Genomic DNA, 19,096 nt, shown 5'->3' with positions numbered 1-19,096 from the left:
ACATGAAGCCAGTATAGCATTTTTCCCTTTCACACGCAAGCAAGGGAGATTTATCGGACATCTATTTTGGTATTCTACCATCAGAGGAGGTGAACGGCATGATTTACAGTTGTCATACTAAATGCTGCCACTATATTTTCCTTGGAAGCGAGCAACAACGTGCTTGTCCGGACTGCGGAAAGCAGCAAATCCATCCAGCAACCGCAGCGGAACGTGCCGAATTCTTCCATCGGCATACCGCCGCCCTCGTCAAACACCGCCGCTCTGTCTGAGCACAGTAAAAGACCTTCCGAACCACTCCGGAAGGTCTTTTACATGCCGTTTTCATTTGTCATTTCATTTCTGACTCCTCAAGGCAGCCACAGCAGCCACCGTAATGATTTCACATTACTTGGCGGTGTGACGCGCCTTGCGAGACATCGACTTGACGCGGTTCTGGTCCAGATCCAGCATACGCGCTGCGACCAGATCATTGAAGAAACCCTTCATCATGATTTCGTCACGCTCCTTTTCGTGTAATGTTTCTGAGACTATTTCCTAATCTCTGCTATTATAATACACGGAGTGCGGCAAAAAAACAAGCGGCATGTTTTATGAATATCACACAACTGATGTTATTTATTTTTATGCAATATTACCTATTACTGTTAACATTTTGTACATATTTTGCAGAAGTTACTTAGAAGTTTTCAACAACTTAACCTTTTCCGTATTCTTTTGTCAGTTCTGCAAACAACGGCAGCGCCCGGCGAATGGTTTCTGTCTGCACGCAATAAGAAATGCGCATATGGCCCGGCGCGCCAAAATCTGCGCCCGGTACAACCAGCAAATCATATTTTTTTGCACGCTCACAGAATGCACGGTCATCCGGTTCGAGCGTCTGCGGGAACAGATAAAACGCACCCGCAGGCTTGACGCAGGTATATCCCATACTGGTGAGTCCTTGGTAAAGCAGATCCCGATTGGTCTGATACACTGAAATATCACTCGTCTGACCCACACAGCGCGCCGCTACGCGCTGGAACATGCTGGGTGCACATACGTAACCAAGTGCACGGCCCGCACCGCACACAGCAGCGTACAGGTCGGCACTGTCGGCTGCCTGCGGCGGAACCAGCACATAGCCGATACGCTCGCCCGGCAACGATAGCGACTTGGAATAGGAATAGCATACAATTGTGTCATCATAATAGGTCGGGACAAACGGCACCTGTACGCCATCATATACGATCTCTCGGTAAGGCTCATCCGATACCAGGTAGATGGGGTGCCCGTACTGCTTTTCTTTTTCGCGCAACAAGGCAGCCAATTGCTGCACAGTCTGCTCTGAATAAACCGCGCCCGACGGATTGTTTGGAGAATTCACCACCACTGCTTTGGTGTGCTCGCTCAATGCCTGTTCCAGCGCGTCGAAGTCAATTTGAAAATCTGTAATGCATGGCGGTACAATCACGCATTTTGCCCCAGCACCGCGCTCAATAAACATGAGATATTCCGGAAAATACGGCGCCAGTACAACAAATTCGTCCCCCGGACAGGCAATCGCCTTAAACGCACAGGATAATGCCGCCGCCGCGCCCGCGGTCAGGTACAGATTGTCGCCCGTATAAGCCGTGCCGAAACGACGGTTGAGGTTGTCTGCCAGTGCCTTGCGCGCATCCGCTGCACCCTGCGCAGAAGTATAGCCGTGCAACGCAACCGGGTCTCCCGCAGCCTCAGCCAAAATCGCTTCACGCACTGCATCCGGCGCCGGTACGTTCGGATTACCAAGAGAAAAGTCAAATACATTTTCCCGCCCGACCACTGCTGCGCGCTGGTTGCCGTATTCAAAAAGCTCACGGATGGTGGAACGGTTGTTCCCCAACGCAGCCATCTGCTGATTGAGCATGTAAAATCGCCCCTTTCTTATGAAATTTATTATAGCATAGCGTAAAAGTGCACGCAAGATAAAGCCCGCCGCACAACGACTGTGCGGCGGGACTGTTTTGCGTTTATTCAAATTTAATCTGTTTTTCCGGCAAGTCCTCATCGGTCAGCAGCGCGCCGATAGAAGGAATGCTGCGGCAGCGGTAACGTCCATTGTCGGACAGTCCTGCATCCTCCATACGGCAAGCGCGCGTAATTGTATGCTTACCGCGCAGCACCATAGCCTGTACACCCTGCGTCGAACGGCTGGCCTTGATGTCCAGCATATTCGCGCGGAAGGTCAACGCGCGGTTGGCCGTCGAGAACATGGTGATCTCGGTTTCCTCATCGACCGGATGGAAGAACGCCACCGCAGGCGACTTAGCTGAATACGCGCCGGTCAGGCGGCGGCGGTTTGTCTTGGTTTCAAAGCTTTCGAGCGAGAAGCGCGCAGCCTTGCCGTTTTGGAACACAATGACCATATTGCCCTTGTAATCGCCCGGCAGCATGGCATATACCGGCATTTCGCCCTCTTCCATACCGAGCTTTCCGGCCAGATAATCGCCCAGTACGGATGCCTTGCAATCGTCAAAGTCATACAGATGCGCCTTGTAGGCCTGCTGCATATTGGTGAAGAACACGATTTCAGCCTTGTTGGTTGTCTCGGTCTGCCAAATCACCTCATCGCCATCCTTCAGCTTGTGCTCCTGCGACATGCGCCACGACTGTGGGGTGATCTTCTTAAAGTAACCTTCGCGCGTCAGGAACAGCAGCACGGCGTAATCCTCGATGTGATCCTCATCGTCGAAGGTCGGCACCGCCTCCGCCGTCACCAGACGGGTACGGCGCGGCGACGGATACTTCTTGATGACCTGTTCCAGTTCTTTGACGATGATATTCCGAATCTTCGTCTTGGATTTGACAATTTCCTCTAGCTTTGCAATCTCTTTTTCCAGCGCTTCGGTCTCCTGCGTGCGCTTGAGGATATATTCCTTGTTGATATTGCGCAGACGAATATCCGCAATAAACTCGGCCTGTATCTGGTCGATACCGAAGCCAATCATCAGATTGGGGATGACCTCGGCATCCTCTTCCGTCTCGCGGATAATGCGAATCGCCTTATCGATATCCAGCAGAATCTTGGCCAGACCGTGCAGTAAATGCAGCTTGTCCTTCTTTTTATTCAGGTCGAAGAATACACGGCGACGCACGCACTCAGTACGCCATGCGGTCCACTCATCGAGCAGCTCACGCACACCCAGCACGCGCGGCATGCCGCCAATCAGCACATTAAAGTTGCAGGAAAAGCTGTCCATCAACGGCGTCAGCTTCATCAGCTTTGCCATCAGCTTTTCCGGGTCGGTGCCGCGCTTGAGGTCAATTGCAATCTTCAGACCGGACAAATCGGTTTCATCGCGCACATCTGCGATTTCACGCAGCTTACCGCTCTTGGCCAGCTCTGCAATCTTATCGATAATCGCCTCAATGGTGGTCGTATACGGAATTTCCGTAACCTCAATCAGGTTGTCCTTTTTGTCAAACGTCCACTTCGCACGCACCTTGAATGAGCCACGACCCGTCTCGTAAATGGCGCGCATCTCGTCCTCATCGTAAATCAGCTCACCGCCGGTTGTGAAGTCCGGCGCTGGCAAGGTCGTGAGCAGATCGTGCTCCGGATTCTTGATGCACTCGATCGTCGTGCGGCACACTTCTTCCAGGTTGAAGCCACAGAAATTGGATGCCATACCGACCGCAATGCCCGTATTGGCTGAAACCAGAATGTTCGGGAAAGTCGTCGGCAGCAGTGTCGGCTCCTTCATTGTGCCGTCATAGTTGTCGACAAAGTCCACCGCATCTGTGTCGATATCACGGAACAATTCCGCGCAGAACGCATCCAGTTTGGCCTCGGTATAACGCGGTGCAGCATAGGCCATGTCACGGGAATACACCTTGCCGAAATTGCCCTTGGAATCGACAAACGGCATGAGCAATGCTTCATTGCCGCGCGTCAGACGCACCATTGTCTCGTAAATAGCCGCGTCTCCGTGCGGATTGAGCTTCATCGTTGCGCCGACAATGTTAGCCGACTTAGTGCGGTTGCCGTTCAGCAAGCCCATTTTGTACATCGTGTACAGCAGCTTGCGGTGCGAGGGTTTGAATCCGTCGATTTCAGGGATTGCACGCGAAACAATAACACTCATTGCATAGGGCATATAATTCTCGCGCAGCGTATCCGTAATACGCTGGTCAACCGAAGGATGCTCCCTATATACTTTTGGCTCGTCGTTTTTCTTCTTTGCCATCCAAATTTAACTCCTTGTCAGGATATATCTGCCAGCTCGAGATACTGTGCGCCGTTTTCCGCAATATACTCTTTGCGGCCAGACAGATTATCGCCCAGCAGCAGGTCAAACATCTCGCTGGTCGCCTTGGCATCCTCGGGCTGAATGCGAATCAGGCGACGGGTTTCCGGATTCATCGTGGTTTCCCACATCATGTCCGCTTCGTTTTCGCCCAGACCCTTGGAGCGCTGTATCAGCACCTTTTTCCCCTCGAGTTTTTGCAGAATCGCAGCTTTTTCACTCTCGTCGAACGCGAAATAGCTTTTATCTCGATAGGTGATCTCATAAAGCGGTGATTCAGCAATATAGACATAGCCTTTTTCAATCAGCGTCGGTACCAGCCGATACAGCATCGTCAAAATCAGCGTGCGAATCTGGAATCCGTCCACGTCAGCATCGGTGCAGATGATGATGCGCCGCCAGCGCAGCGCCTCAAGATCGAACGCAGACAGGTCTTTTGCCGCCTTGCCGCGCACTTCCACCCCGCAGCCGAGCACCTTCAGCAAATCGGTGATGATATCATTTTTGAAAATCTTTCCGTAATCCGCTTTCAAACAGTTGAGAATCTTGCCGCGCACCGGCATAATCGCCTGAAACTCACTGTCGCGTCCCTGCTTGACCGAACCGAGCGCAGAATCACCCTCCACGATATACAGCTCGCGTCGGGTCACATCTTTGGTGCGGCAGTCGACGAATTTCTGTACACGGTTGGCCAAATCCATGCCGCCGGACAGCTTTTTCTTGATGTTCAGACGTGCCTTCTCCGCCTGCTCACGGCTGCGCTTATTGATGAGAACCTGTTCGGCAATCTTATCCGCCTCAGCCTTGTTCTCGATGAAGTAAATCTCCAAGCCCTGCTTGAGGAAATCGGTCATTGCTTCTTGAATGAACTTGTTGGTGATTGCCTTTTTGGTCTGATTCTCATACGAGGTCTGAGTGGAGAAGCAGTTGGTCACGAGAACTAGGCTGTCCAGCACGTCTTGGAACGTGACCTTGCTCTCATTCTTGGTGTATTTGTTATTCTGCTTTAGATACGCGTCAAGTGCGGAAACAAAGGCCGAGCGCACTGCCTTATCCGGTGCGCCGCCGTGTTCCAGCCATGAGGAGTTGTGGTAATACTCAATGCGTGACACCGCAGAGGAAAAGCAGAACGCACAAGACAATTTGACCTTGTATTCCGGCTTGTCCGCACGGTCACGGCCGCGTCGCTCGCCCTCCAGGAACTGCACCGAAGTCAGCGGGTTCTCACCGACCAGCTCGGTGACATAATCCACAATGCCGTTCTGGTAGAGAAATTCGGTTGTCTCAAACTTCCCACCGACCTGATTTCTCAGTACGAACTTGATATGGCTGTTGACCACAGCCTGCCGCTTAAGCGTATCGAGATAGTAATCGACCGGAATATTAATATCAGTGAACACCTCAAGGTCGGGCTTCCAGCGGATGGTTGAGCCAGTCTTTTTGGAGGTCGTCGGCTTTTTGGTGAATCCCTCCTTGGTGGGGGTCTTATTTTCACCCTTCTCAAAGTGCAGGCTATACTCGAACCCATCGCGCACGACGGTTACGTCCATATATTCTGAAGAATACTGAGTCGCACAGGTACCCAAACCGTTCAAGCCAAGCGAGAACTCATAATTTTCACCCGTGTCGTTCTTGTATTTGCCGCCCGCATACAGCTCACAGAACACCAGTTCCCAGTTATAGCGCTGCTCATTCTCGTTCCACTCAATTGGAATGCCGCGACCGCGGTCTGCCACCTCAATCGAGCCATCCTCATAGCGGGTGGTAACAATCTCGGTGCCAAAGCCCTCGCGCGCTTCATCAATCGAGTTGGAGAGAATCTCGAACACCGCATGCTCGCAGCCTTCCAGCCCGTCCGAGCCGAAAATAACGCCCGGGCGCTTGCGCACACGGTCCGCGCCTTTGAGCGAGGAAATGCTCTCATTGCCGTATGACGGTTTTGCTTTGCTCATAAAGTCCTTAACTCCCTATTTCCGCAATTCTCAAATCCATAACTATATTATTATACGCTGTTTTTTTATATTTTTCAATCTTTTTCCGATTTGCATACTCAAACTCTGTTTTCCTGCACAAAAAAGCGCGCGCCGCTTTTCGCAACGCGTGCCTTCTATGATAATGGGCGATTGAGCCTCTTGTCTTTGGACTGTCCGGGAGCCTGCGCGGTATTCCGTCCCACAGGGCCGAACAGATTTTTATCGTCTTCCCATGAAGAAGTTTATATCAAAAGGGGTTATTCCCTTGCTGTGGTTATACTATACCGTACCCATATGTCTAAAGTTTGTAGAAAATTTGAAAGAAGTGTAAACACTTCTGAGCGCACGATTAGTTTTATATCGAACGAAAAAAGAACAGATGCAAAAGCATCTGTTCTTTTCTACTAATTAGCGAAACTTTTTCTTCTTGGCGCGCGCAGCCTCAGATTTCTTGCGGCGCTTGACGCTCGGGCTTTCATAATGCTCACGCTTGCGGAGCTCGGAAAGCGTACCCGCCTTGGCGCACGAACGCTTGAAACGGCGCAGCGCGCTGTCAATAGATTCATTTTCCTTGATGCGGATCTCCGACACAGTTTTCCCTCCCTCCGCGCGTTCCCCTCTGGAGGAACGCTATGCACGGCCCTGCATGCAACGGCACACAAAACCGTAAGAATATTATATCTGTTTTTACCGTCCGTGTCAATAACAAAGTTTAACGAACGACCAGATTGACAATTTTACCAGGTACGACGATCTGCTTGACCATCTCCTTGCCCGCAATCGCGTTCTGCACCTTTTCCTCTGCCAATGCGGTATCGATTGCCACCTGCTTGTCGCAATCCACAGGCAGTTTAATCGTGCACTTGAGCTTGCCGTTGACCTGTACAGCCATTTCAACCGTATCCTCGACCGTCTTGGCCTCTTCATAAACCGGCCATGGTGCAACAGACAGCAAGCCCTCGCCGCCCATCTGCTGCCACAGTTCTTCGGTGATATGCGGAGCAAACGGGTTGAGCAGTGTCAGGAAGGTCATATATTCAGCCTTATTGACACCCTTATCATAGAACTCATTGAGCATGGTCATAAGTGCCGCGATTGCAGTATTGGCCTTGAGGTTGTCCGCATCCTCGCCGACCTTCTTGATCGTACGATGCATGAGCACCTCATGCTGCTTGGAATATTCGTCGCCTTCCTGCACCTTTTCGGCCAACCCCCAGACGCGCTCGAGGAAGCGGCGGCAGCCCTTAATCGACTTCGGGCTCCACGGTGCAGCCTTCTCAAAATCGCCGATGAACATTTCGTACAGACGCATGGTATCTGCGCCGTAGGTGTCCACAATCTCATCCGGATTGACCACGTTACCGCGGCTCTTGGACATCTTCTCGCCATTCTCGCCCAGAATCATACCATGGCTTGTGCGCTTAGCATACGGCTCCTTGGTCGGCACGACACCGATGTCATACAGGAACTTATGCCAGAAGCGGCTGTACAGCAGGTGGAGTGTAGTGTGCTCCATACCGCCGTTGTACCAGTCCACCGGCGACCAGTATTCCAGTGCTTCCTTGGAAGCCAGCGCCTTGTCGTTGTGCGGATCCATGTAGCGCAGGAAGTACCACGAAGAACCAGCCCACTGCGGCATGGTGTCGGTCTCACGCTTGGCAGGACCGCCGCAGCACGGACAGGTTGTGTTGACCCAGTCGGTCATTTTGGCAAGCGGCGACTCGCCGTTCTCAGTCGGCTCATAGCTTTCCACGTCCGGCAAGGTCAGCGGGAGCTGGTCCTCCGGAATCGGCACCCAGCCGCACTTCTCGCAGTAAACCAGCGGAATCGGCTCGCCCCAGTAGCGCTGACGGGAGAATACCCAGTCGCGCAGCTTATACTGCACTTTAGCATGACCAATGTCCTTCTCTTCCAGCCATGCAATCATCGCCGGAATGGCATCCTTGACCGTCTTGCCGTTGAGGAAATCCGAGTTTACCAGAATACCGGTCTCGTCCTTTGCGGTAAAGGCTGCCTTCTGCACATCCTCACCGCCGGAGACCACTTCGATAATCTCGCAGCCAAACTTCTTAGCAAACTCCCAGTCACGGTCGTCATGCGCCGGAACCGCCATAATAGCGCCCGTGCCATAGCCCATCAGAACATAGTCGGATACGAAAATCGGAATCTCACGTCCGTTGACCGGATTGATTGCCGCAACGCCGTCCAACTTGACGCCGGTCTTATCCTTGTTCAGCTCGGTGCGCTCAAAATCCGACTTGCGCGCAGCTTCCTCCCGGTAAGCGCGCACCGCGTCGATGTTCTTGAGTTGGTTCGCCCACTTCTCGACCGCCGGATGCTCCGGAGAAATAACCATATAGGTGGCGCCAAACAGCGTATCCGGACGGGTAGTGTATACCGTCAGGGTATCCCCCTCGGTGGTCTTGAAATCGACCTCTGCGCCGGTGGAGCGGCCAATCCAGTTGCGCTGCTGTACCTTAACGCGCTCGATGAAATCCACCTCATCCAGATCGTCGATCAGGCGCTGGGCGTATTTGGTGATCGCCAGCATCCACTGGCTCTTGGTCTTATGAACAACTTCGCTGCCGCAGCGCTCACATACGCCGTTGACAACCTCTTCGTTTGCCAGCACGCACTTACAGGAGGTGCACCAGTTGACGCTCATTTCCTTCTTATAGGCAAGGCCCTTCTTAAACAGCTGCAGGAAGATCCACTGCGTCCACTTGTAGTAATTCGGGTCAGTCGTATTGATTTCGCGCGACCAGTCGAACGACAGGCCGAGCGACTTAAGCTGCCCCTTAAAGCGTGCAACGTTCTTCTTGGTTACCTCCGCCGGATGGATGTGATTTTTGATAGCAAAATTTTCGGTCGGCAGCCCAAAGGCATCCCAGCCCATGGGATACAGCACATTGTATCCCTGCATGCGCTTTTTGCGCGCCACGATGTCAAGCGCGGTGTAGGAGCGCGGATGGCCTACGTGCAGACCTTGACCGGACGGATACGGGAATTCGACCAGCGCGTAGAATTTTTTCTTCTCGCTGCCGTTTTCCGCTTCAAAGCAATGTGCCTCATCCCAGATGTCCTGCCACTTTTTTTCAACCAATTTGTGATCGTACTTCAACGGTATTTCCCCCTAAAGTGAATGGTTTATTTTAGGCGCGGTAACGCGGCGGACACACTTCCTGCATCCGCCGCATCCCGTTTTATTTTTCTGCAATGCCAAGCTCAGACAACGCCACGGGCGTTCCGTCCTTCCACAGATTCTCCAGATTGTAGAACTTGCGGGCCTCCGGCATAAACACATGCAGCACAACGCAGCCGTAATCGAGCAGCATCCACTGCGCGGATTCATAGCCCTCGGTGTGGTGCACCAGTGTTTCGTGATCGTATTTCAGACGCCACTCCACGTTATCAGCCAATGCTTTGACCTGCGTGGTCGAGGACGCCGAACAAATGACGAAATATTCGGTCAGCTCGGTCAGGCGCTCCACCTGCAACACTTCGATTTCCTGCGCTTTTTTCTCCAGAAGCGCTTCACAAATCGCTTTTACGGTATCTTTAGCAGTCAATTTTTTAACTCCTTCTTTATCGTCATGCTTCCGGGTCGATTACAGCATCGCCGCCGCCCGTACCGGAATCGGTCGTGCCGCCGCCGCTGCTTTCTCCGCCGCCTGTGCCGCCGCTTTCTCCACCGCCGGTACTGCCACCGCCTGTGGTCTCTCCGCCGCCGGTACTGCCGCCGCCCGTGGTCTCTCCGCCGCCGGTACTGCCGCCGCCCGTGATCTCTCCGCCGCCGGTCGTGCCGCCGCCTGTGGTCTCTCCACCGCCGGTCGTGCCACCGCTGCTTTCTCCGCCGCCGGTCGTGCCACCTTCGCTCGTGCCGCCGCCCGTGCTTTCTCCGCCGCCGGTGCTGCCACCGGACGAAGTCTCTCCGCCGCCGCTGCTTTCTCCGCCGGTCGAACCGGAATTATCATTGTAATCCTCGTCCGAGGTATCGCCCCAGACATAATTATCCTCACCCGAGCTAACGCCGCCACTCCAACTTGACGAACTGCCACCTTCCGGACCGCTTACCATATCCAGCGTAGTAATCTTTTCCTCATACGGATTGAAATACTTATTGACCAGATCAAGCGTTTCCTGATAGTACGGGAAGAAGAACGAATACTGATACGGGTCACTGCCGGCATAGCTCATAGCACCATAACCGGGGAGCGTGAAGAACTGAATATTCTCATTCTTGATCTGCAGTGCCTGCATGCCCATCCAGAGCAGCTCGCCTGCGGTCAGGTCGGTTTTAACGTTCTGGAATACCGCATCTGCAATCGAGGAGATTTTGGTGATGTTTTTGAGCTGGAATACCTCTCCTGCAAGTGTTTTCAAAAACTTCTGCTGATTTTCTACACGGCCTTCGTCGCCATTCGGATACTGCACCGAATAGTCGTTGTTATGCCGCCAGCGCAGGAATTCCACTGTCTGCTTGCCGTCCAGATGCTGCATACCGGCATACAGGTCAATGTGTAGATTCTGCGATGGGTCGTCATACTGCATCCGGAAAGGAATCTCATAATCAATGCCGCCGATCGCATCTACAATCGCTGCGATGCCATCGAAATTGACGATAACATATTTATCCGGCTTGAAGCCCATCAGACGTTCAATCTCGGTCTTGGTCTGCTCGATGCCCTTGCTCATACCGTAAGCGGCATTGATCTTGCGGCTCGCACCACTCAGACCATTGTTGCACATCGTATCGCGCGGAATGTTCATTACGTTAATGGTCTTTTTGTTGACATCCATCGTAGCGACCATCAGTGCATCGGTTCGGGTCTGATCCTCGTCAACCGCACCAACTACAAAGGTAAATACGTCATCGATGCGCGTGCCCGAATTGAGCATACTGTTGACATCGATCTTGTCCCCATTTTCCTTGTCCTTGATGGTGGGGTCATTGGCCTGCGGCGGGCGGATAAAAAACACTGCAGCAGCCGCAACGCAAAGCAAAAGTGCCAGCACAATCACTGTGATAATAATAACGCGCCTGCGCTTCTGGCCCTTGGTCAGCTGTTTTTTTACCTTTGCGCCCTTTTTGCCCGTCGGCTTGGGTGCGGTCTGCGATGCTCGCTGCGCCGTGGGCTTTGACGCGGACTGCGGCATCTTTGACGCTGTAGGCTTTGACGCGTACTGCGGTGCTTTCGGCGCCGTGGACATCGGCTTTTGGTTAGTCTTGCCCGCGGCCTGCCGCGGCGCGCTTTGATTTTGCGTGCGGTTTGTCCGGCCGCTACGGCCTCCGCTGCCTCCGAAAAGTTTCAAACGATTCCTGCCTCCAGTATTGTCCTATTCGTCACGCCAGCGAATACCATGCCGAATCATATCGTTATATGCTGCAATCGTATCGCTGTGTATCAGTTTGCTACGCTCGACCAACTCGGTCAGCGTTTGGTCATAACAATAGAGCAGCGCACGCTCAATGCTCTTCCGCGCCAGCTCACGCGCCTTTTCCACACCCGGAAAATCGCGCGTATCCTCGATGTAATCAGCCAGATAAAGGATTTTGTCCAGTAATGTCATGCCGTGCTTGCCGGTGGTGTGGCAGGCAATTGCGTCGCAGATATCTTTGGGCATGCCGTATTCCTCGCGCGCAATAGCCGCCGCCGTTTTTCCGTGCAGCATTTTCGGCTCGCTTTTTTCAACGGTACAGGGTATTATACCGTATTTCTCACATAAATTCAACTGTTCCTGCGGAGAAAGATGCTTTGTTATGTCGTGCAGGATAGCGGCCACCCCAGCTTTTTCCGGATCGCCGCCGAAGCGCTCCGCCAGCTTTCTGGCCGCCCGCTCACATCCCAGCGTATGCTCATACCGGTATCCATGCAGTCGCGCCAGAATCCCCTGCCTCATTTCATCGTTACACAACATAACTTTTCCCCGCCTTTCTGATTTTATATCGCTTATTATCAATAACCGTAAAGGTGATTTCGCTCGATATAATCCGCGACCGCGGGCGCGGTATAGCGACGCAGCGCGCCGCCCTGCCGCAGCTCGGTCGATGAAATGGGAATGCTGGCTCCCTGTACCAGCTCGATATTCGCGTGCATACTGCGGTGCAGCAGCACAGCCTTGCGGCGCAGCCTTGACCAATCATCCTGCGTGCGGGCACAAACCGCCAATGTGCACAGCTGCACAATTTCATCCGGCGCGCGCCAGATACGGTCAAACGAAAGCAGCATGTCTGTACCGACGATTAAATACAGGTCGGTCTCCCCCCGCGCGTGCAGGGCGTGCAGCGTATCCACGGTGTAGCTTGCCCCGCCACGGTCGATTTCCATAGTATCCAGCTGGGCCCACGGCGTGTCCTTGGTCAGCAGGCGCACCATCTCACAGCGGTCGGCTGCCGTGGCTGTGTGTTCAGGCAGCGCTTTGTGCGGCGGAATATTCGTCGGGATGAACAGCACCCGGTCAAGGGCAAGTGTATCGTGCGCCAGCTGTGCCGCGCGCAGATGGCCCAGATGCGGCGGATTGAATGTTCCTCCAAGAATGCCCGTCCTCATTTGACCAGCACAATCTTTCGCTTATCCTTATCGTGCGCCTGCCGGTACACAATAAATTTCGAACCGATGCACTGCACCGGCTCGGCGCCGGTTGCTTCACACAGAGCCTCGGACACCGTGCGCGGAGTGAGCATGGCGTTCTCCAGCACCTTGCCCTTGACCAGTTCGTGCGCCTCGAGCAGCTGATCGAGCTGGCGCTCGACCGCATCGGTCACGCCTTCCTTGCCGATGATGAGTGTATCAGCCAAAGGGTTTGCCAAAGCGCGCAGCTGCGCGCGCTGTTTGGTTGTCAGCATAAATAATATTCTCCTGTCTTGTTGGTTTCAAATACGAGTTTTCAGCGCATCCTTAAGCGCTCGCAGCGCGCGACCGCGATGGGAAATCCGGTTTTTCACCTCGCCCGGCAGTTCTCCGAACGTGCAGCCGTATTCCGGGACAAAAAACAGCGGATCGTACCCAAAGCCGCCTGCCCCACGGCTTTCGCGGAGCAGTTCGCCTTCGCATTCACCGCGCACAGTCATCTCCTGTCCATCCGGCAGAATACACGCAATCGCGCACACAAAGCGACAGGCTCGGTTATCCTTGTTCCGCATATTCTCCAATAAAAACGCATTTCTATCCTGATCGGTTCCCTCACAGTAACGCGCGGAGTAGATGCCCGGCGCGCCGTCCAGTGCGTCCACGCACAGGCCGCTGTCATCCGCAATAGCGGGCAATCCGGTAAAATCGGCTGCACTTTTTGCCTTGATGATGGCGTTTTCCTCAAAAGTTGCACCGGTTTCCGCCGGCTCAGGCGCGTTTTCGGGTAAAGGCATTACTTCGATGCCGAGTTCACCCAAAATCTCCGCCATTTCTCTCAGTTTTTTCTGATTATGGGAGGCAAGCACAAATTGCATTACAGGCTCTCCCCCATCACGCGGCTCTGCTCTTCACATAGACGCCGACAGCCCTCTTTGCCCAGCGCGAGCAATTTTTGCAACTCGGTATCCGAGAACGGACGACCTTCTCCCGTTCCCTGCACCTCGATAAACTCGCCCGCCGAAGTCATCACAACATTACAATCCACGATTGCATGGCTGTCCTCGGCATAATTAAGGTCAAGGATGGCCTCATCCTCGAAGATACCGACCGAAACCGCCGCAACCTGCGCGGAAAGCGGCATTTTCTCGATCACGCCTTCGTCAAGCAGCTTTTTGCATGCGATCCACAGAGCAACAAACCCGCCCGTAATCGACGCGCAGCGCGTGCCGCCATCTGCCTGAATCACGTCGCAGTCCACCGTGATCTGACGCTCACCGAGCGCTTCGCGGTCAACCACCGCGCGCAGCGAACGGCCGATCAGCCGTTGGATCTCGCTCGAGCGGCCGTCCAGCTTTAGGCTCTTGATATCGCGTTTTTTGCGCGTATTGGTTGCTCGCGGCAGCATGGCATATTCCGCCGTCACCCAGCCCAGGCCCTTGCCCTCCAGGAAGGGCGGCACCTTATCCTCCACCGAAGCGGTGCAAATCACCTTGGTGTTGCCCATTTCTACCAACACCGAGCCTTCGGCATACATCGTATAATCTTTTGTTATCTTCACCGGCCGCAGCGCGTCGGTTGTTCTTCCGTCAGGTCGTTGCATCATGCATTTTCTCCTTCCACAGGCGGCAGAATGGCTTCCAGAAATGCCGCACGGTCAAAATCAATCAAATCGTCAATACCTTCGCCCACGCCGACCAGCTTGACCGGAACGCCAAGTCCCGCCGAAATGGCGATCACAATGCCGCCTTTGGCCGTGCCGTCCAGCTTGGTCAGCACGATGCCGGTCAGGTGTGCGGCCTTGTTGAATTCCTCGGCCTGATGCACGGCATTTTGGCCGGTCGTCGCATCCAGTACGAGCAGTGTCTCGCGCGACGCATCCGGCAGCTCCCGCGTGATGACACGATCAATCTTGGCCAGCTCATTCATCAGATTCGCCTTGTTGTGCAGGCGGCCCGCCGTATCCACGATGATGATATCGCTGCCGCGCGCCTTGGCCGCCGAAATCGAGTCAAACACGACCGCCGCCGGGTCTGCACCCTTGCCGTGGCGAACAATGTCCGCACCCGCGCGCTTGGCCCAGATCTCGAGCTGATCAGCCGCCGCTGCACGGAAGGTATCTGCCGCAGACAGCATGACCTTTTTGCCCTCATTTACGTATCGAGCGGCCAGCTTGCCGATCGATGTGGTTTTCCCCACACCGTTTACACCGATCACCAGAATGACCGCAGGCTTACCCGAAACATCGAGCGGTTGGTTTTCCAGCATATTGTCGGTTAGAACCTCGCGCAGCAGCTCACGCAGCTCGGGCGCGGTCGTAATTTTTTGCAGCTTGGCGCGTTTTTCCACTTCAGAAACGATTTTCATCGATGTTTCCGCGCCCACATCGGACAGGATGAGCGCCTCCTCCAGTTCCTCAAGCAAATCCGCATCAATTTTGACGAAAGCCGCAAACACATTGTCCAACGAACGGTTCACCGCATCACTTGTTTTCTGTAAGCCCTGTTTGATCTTATCAAATAATCCCATAATAACTCCTCAAATTGTGATTGCTTTTACCGAATTGCATGTCCCAACTGTTTTTCTGCCTCCGCGAGGTTAAGCATCAGCATCTTGGAAACGCCCTGCTCCTGCATGGTCACACCGTAGAGCATGTCGGCCTCCTCCATTGTGCCGCGGCGGTGCGTGATGACGATAAACTGCGTGGCATCGGTCAGCCGCCGGATATACTGCGCAAAACGCGCAACGTTCACATCATCGAGCGCTGCTTCAATCTCGTCGAGCACACAGAACGGTGTTGGCCGCAGCTTCAAAATTGCAAAATACAGCGCAATCGCCACAAACGCCTTTTCGCCGCCCGACAGCAGTGTCAATGTCTTGACGGCCTTACCCGGCGGAGAAACACGGATATCAATGCCGCAGTTAAGGATATCCGAAGTGTCGGCAAGCTGCAATTCCGCATGGCCACCGCCAAAAATCTCGCGGAACGTCTCGCCGAAATAAGCGTTGAGCTTGGCAAACTCGGAAGCAAAAATCTCCTTCATGTTAACGGTCAGCTGTTCGATGACCTTATACAGCTCATGCTGCGCCTTTTCCAAATCGTCTTTCTGCTCCCCCATGAAGGTATAGCGTTCAAGTGCCTGTTGATATTCCTCGACCGCATCCAGATTGACGTTACCGAGCGCACGCATTTTCATACGGATACTCTGTGCCTGTTCCTTCGCCGCAGACACATCCTCCAACGGACGCGCGACCTCAGCCGCAGGCGTAGGCGTCAGCTCATAGTTTTCCCACATTTTATCCAAAATCTGCGTTTCTTCGGTTTTAAGCTGTCCTGCGCGGTTTTCCAACCGCGCGGATTCACGCTCGAGGCCAAGAATTTCTTCGTTTTTGCTTTGCGCTTCGCGGTCAACCCGGGCGCGTTCGCCCTCAACCCGCTCACGCTGCTGCATCTGCGCATTCAAGCTATCATGCAGCCGTCCCTCGGCTGCAGCAGTCTCCTTGCCTGCGTCCTCGGTCCGCGTCAGTTCATCCGTCAGACGACGTATCTCCGTTTCAAAGCCCGCGATGGTATCCGCCGTTCCGGTCACGCCGGCATCCAATTCTGCTTTCAGCTGCTCCAAATCGACCAGCGCGCGCGCTTCGCTGGCAGCCTCCGAACGGTTCTGCGCCAGTTCAGTTTGCACTGCGGTCATGCGCGAAGCGTTTTCCGCGGCCTGTGCGCTCTGCTGTTCGAGCGCTGCGCGGCAATCCGAAACCTGTCGTTCCGCCTCGTTCAGCGCCTGCTGTGCGCCAGCCTGTTTTTCGTCGCACTGCGCAATGGCATCCTCATACTGCAGCTTAGCCTTGGCAAGATTATCCCGCTCAAGCACCAGGCCATCATACTGATGCTGCAAACTGTCGAGCAGCACACGGTGCTGCGACACAGAGGCGCGCAGCCCTGCCTCGTCCTGCTCGGCACGGATGCGCTCGGCCTCAATTGCCTTGAGGTCATATTCCAGTGCCGCGTATTCTTCCTTGGCATCGTGGAATGCGCGGTCAGCCTGCGCCCGCGTTTCCTCTAACCGCTTGACTTGCTCCTGCGCGGCCTTGAGCCGTCCCGCACGGGCCAGTGCACCCGTGCCGCGCGAAGCGGAACCGCCCGTCATCGCACCGCCCGCCTGTATAATCTGGCCGTCCAGTGTAACGATGCGGAAGCGGTGTCCATATGCACGCGCGAGTGTCAGAGCGGTGTCCATATTTTCGGAAACCACCGTGCGCGCAAGTAGATTCTGCACGATGGCGGTATAGCGTTTATCAAAAGTGACCAGTCGGTCAGCGGTGCCAAAACAGCCGTTTTTGCTCTCCAATCCGTTTTCTCGCAACAGATTTGGACGAATTGTATCAATCGGCAAAAACGTCGCACGACCGCCGTCCGTGCGCCTGAGGAACTCGATGCAGCGTTTACCGTCGGTCGAGGTATCCACCACAATAGAGGACGCGGACGCACCGAGCGCCGTATCAATCGCAGTGACAAAGCGATCGTCGGTCGTAATGAGCGAAGATACCGGTCCATGTACGCCGCGCATCGCGCCGCGCTCGACCTGCTGCATAATGGACTTGACCGACCGTGAAAAGCCCTCATAGTCCCGCTGCATATCGCTGAGCATCTTAACACGGTTTTTGGCGTCGGTCAGTGCAGCCTGTGCTTTCGTCAACTCACCCTGCAAGGCTTCTGCCTTTTTTCGGCGGCTGTCCGCCTTAAGAGCGATACCCTGCACTTTATTTTTTGCACCGGCAAGCGTATCCAGACACGCCTGCATACGCGTCTCCAACTCGTCCTGTGCCTGTTTCTCCTGTTCCAGCCGCTTGCCCGCAGCATCAATGTCGGCGGCGATGGTATCTCGCCGCCCATCCATACCGGCAAGACTGGTCTCCGCCGCTGTACGGTCAAGCGCAAGCGCGTGAAGTTCGTTCTGTCTGGCATCCCGCACTTGCTGCGCCTGCCGCAGAGCCTGCTCCGCCTGCGCGCGACCCGCGTCCTGTGCAGCGGTCTGCTTCTGCAAATCAGCAAGCTGCGCGGACAGTCCGGTATGGCGGGCATCCAGCAACTCGATGTGTGCGCGCCGTTCTGCCAACTGTGCGCCCAAATTATGTGCCTGCTCACTGCGCTGCTCACTTTCACGCTGTGCACGGTCTATATTTTCCCGGTTATTCTGAATATTGGCGCGCAGTACCGCCGCGCGGCTCGCCTGATCGGCGGCGCGCTGCTCGGTTTCACGCAGCTGCTGACGCAGCCGGTCGGCCTCCCGGTCAATTTCTCGCATATCCTCGGAAAGCTGCTCGGACTGTGCATACAGCGCCTCCTGCGCCTGCTTGGCCTGCGCCAACTGTCCGGAGCAGGTTGCCGTGTCCTTCTCCAACTTCGACGCATCGGCCTTGATGCGATCCAGCGAGAGCAGCCAGAGCGATATCTCCAGCACACGCAGCTCGTCGCGCAGCAGCAGATATTGCTTTGCCTTGTCCGCCTGCTTTTCCAGCGGACCAATTTGCCGTTCCAGCTCATCGTACAGGTCGCGGATACGGGTCAGGTTTTCTTCAGTCGCGGCGAGCTTGCGCTCGGCCTCCTCCTTGCGATAGCGAAATTTGGTGATACCAGCCGCTTCCTCAAAGATTTCACGCCGGTCCTCGCTCTTGAGTGACAAAATCTCGTCGATACGACCCTGCCCGATGATGGAATATCCGTCGCGTCCGAGGCCGGTATCCATGAAAAGTTCATGGATATCACGTAGACGACAATGCTTTTTGTTGAGAAAATATTCGCTCTCCCCGGAACGGTAGTAGCGGCGGGTAACCATAATCTCAGTAAACTCGGAACGGAACACACCAGCGGAATTATCCAAAATCAAAGAGACCTCGGCAAAGCCGACCGGTCCACGTTTAGCCGTGCCGCCGAAGATGACGTCCTCCATTTTCGCGCCGCGCAGTGAGCGCGAGGACTGCTCACCCAGCACCCAACGGATTGCGTCCGAAATATTCGATTTTCCCGAGCCGTTCGGCCCGACAATCGCCGTCATACCGCCAAGAAACTGAATCTCGGTCTTGTCCGGAAATGACTTAAAGCCCTGTAAGATCAGGCTCTTTAATACCATGTGACACCTCGAAGATATATATGGTATTATTTTACCACTTGACACGTTGGTTTTCAATGCGAAAAGCAGAATTTACGTCCTGTTCACACCTTGCGCCATGCTGCGCGTCCCAAACTCCGCCAAATATGACAAAAGACTCCGAAAGAGTTTCTTTC

15 protein-coding genes are annotated in these 19,096 nt (G+C 54.4%); all 15 read right to left on the bottom strand.

The window, feature by feature from the left end; translation table 11 throughout:
* Positions 1-80: 80 nt before the first annotated feature.
* The gene (locus ACTQ34_RS03560; protein WP_441362534.1) at positions 81-236 is read right to left on the bottom strand and encodes a hypothetical protein; all 156 of its coding nucleotides are present in this window, start codon (positions 234-236) and stop codon (positions 81-83) included.
* A gap of 461 nt (positions 237-697) precedes the next feature.
* Positions 698-1,888 (bottom strand): pyridoxal phosphate-dependent aminotransferase, encoded by a 1,191-nt coding sequence (locus ACTQ34_RS03555; protein ID WP_441362533.1) that lies wholly within the window; start codon positions 1,886-1,888, stop codon positions 698-700.
* Positions 1,889-1,991: 103 nt separating this feature from the next.
* Positions 1,992-4,208, bottom strand: a complete 2,217-nt coding sequence (locus ACTQ34_RS03550; protein WP_441362532.1) for a DNA gyrase subunit A — start codon at positions 4,206-4,208, stop codon at positions 1,992-1,994.
* Positions 4,209-4,225: 17 nt separating this feature from the next.
* The gene (locus tag ACTQ34_RS03545) at positions 4,226-6,220 is read right to left on the bottom strand and encodes a DNA gyrase/topoisomerase IV subunit B (protein ID WP_441362531.1); all 1,995 of its coding nucleotides are present in this window, start codon (positions 6,218-6,220) and stop codon (positions 4,226-4,228) included.
* Positions 6,221-6,649: 429 nt separating this feature from the next.
* Positions 6,650-6,832: a 30S ribosomal protein S21 gene (gene rpsU, locus ACTQ34_RS03540; RefSeq protein ID WP_031472056.1), complete on the bottom strand. Its 183-nt coding sequence runs from the start codon at positions 6,830-6,832 to the stop codon at positions 6,650-6,652.
* A gap of 121 nt (positions 6,833-6,953) precedes the next feature.
* On the bottom strand, positions 6,954-9,362 hold the full coding sequence (leuS, locus tag ACTQ34_RS03535) for a leucine--tRNA ligase (protein WP_441362530.1): 2,409 nt from the start codon (positions 9,360-9,362) through the stop codon (positions 6,954-6,956).
* Between the two features lie 82 nt (positions 9,363-9,444).
* Entirely contained in the window at positions 9,445-9,810 is a 366-nt protein-coding gene (gene rsfS / locus ACTQ34_RS03530) for a ribosome silencing factor (RefSeq protein ID WP_297274831.1), read from the bottom strand.
* Positions 9,811-9,832: 22 nt separating this feature from the next.
* Complete coding sequence (locus ACTQ34_RS03525; RefSeq protein ID WP_441362529.1) at positions 9,833-11,554, bottom strand: LCP family glycopolymer transferase; 1,722 nt, start codon at positions 11,552-11,554, stop codon at positions 9,833-9,835.
* A gap of 24 nt (positions 11,555-11,578) precedes the next feature.
* Complete coding sequence (yqeK, locus tag ACTQ34_RS03520) at positions 11,579-12,160, bottom strand: bis(5'-nucleosyl)-tetraphosphatase (symmetrical) YqeK (RefSeq protein WP_441362528.1); 582 nt, start codon at positions 12,158-12,160, stop codon at positions 11,579-11,581.
* Positions 12,161-12,198: 38 nt separating this feature from the next.
* Complete coding sequence (gene nadD / locus ACTQ34_RS03515) at positions 12,199-12,792, bottom strand: nicotinate (nicotinamide) nucleotide adenylyltransferase (RefSeq protein ID WP_441362527.1); 594 nt, start codon at positions 12,790-12,792, stop codon at positions 12,199-12,201.
* Positions 12,789-13,088, bottom strand: a complete 300-nt coding sequence (locus ACTQ34_RS03510; RefSeq protein WP_373164866.1) for a YhbY family RNA-binding protein — start codon at positions 13,086-13,088, stop codon at positions 12,789-12,791. Before ACTQ34_RS03510 ends, nadD begins: the two co-directional genes overlap by 4 nt.
* A gap of 27 nt (positions 13,089-13,115) precedes the next feature.
* Positions 13,116-13,688 (bottom strand): RdgB/HAM1 family non-canonical purine NTP pyrophosphatase, encoded by a 573-nt coding sequence (gene rdgB / locus ACTQ34_RS03505; RefSeq protein WP_441362526.1) that lies wholly within the window; start codon positions 13,686-13,688, stop codon positions 13,116-13,118.
* Positions 13,688-14,413: a ribonuclease PH gene (gene rph, locus ACTQ34_RS03500; protein WP_441362558.1), complete on the bottom strand. Its 726-nt coding sequence runs from the start codon at positions 14,411-14,413 to the stop codon at positions 13,688-13,690. Before rph ends, rdgB begins: the two co-directional genes overlap by 1 nt.
* Complete coding sequence (gene ftsY / locus ACTQ34_RS03495) at positions 14,413-15,339, bottom strand: signal recognition particle-docking protein FtsY (protein WP_441362525.1); 927 nt, start codon at positions 15,337-15,339, stop codon at positions 14,413-14,415. The genes rph and ftsY overlap by 1 nt, the downstream gene beginning before the upstream one ends.
* 26 nt (positions 15,340-15,365) lie before the next feature.
* Positions 15,366-18,941: a chromosome segregation protein SMC gene (gene smc, locus ACTQ34_RS03490; RefSeq protein WP_441362524.1), complete on the bottom strand. Its 3,576-nt coding sequence runs from the start codon at positions 18,939-18,941 to the stop codon at positions 15,366-15,368.
* Positions 18,942-19,096: the final 155 nt, after the last annotated feature.

Origin of the sequence: Agathobaculum sp. LCP25S3_E8 (genome assembly GCF_052117165.1) — a bacterium.
Classification (GTDB): domain Bacteria; phylum Bacillota; class Clostridia; order Oscillospirales; family Butyricicoccaceae; genus Agathobaculum.
Note: the sequence above shows the minus strand (reverse complement) of the source record. Positions and strands in the feature narration are given on the sequence as shown.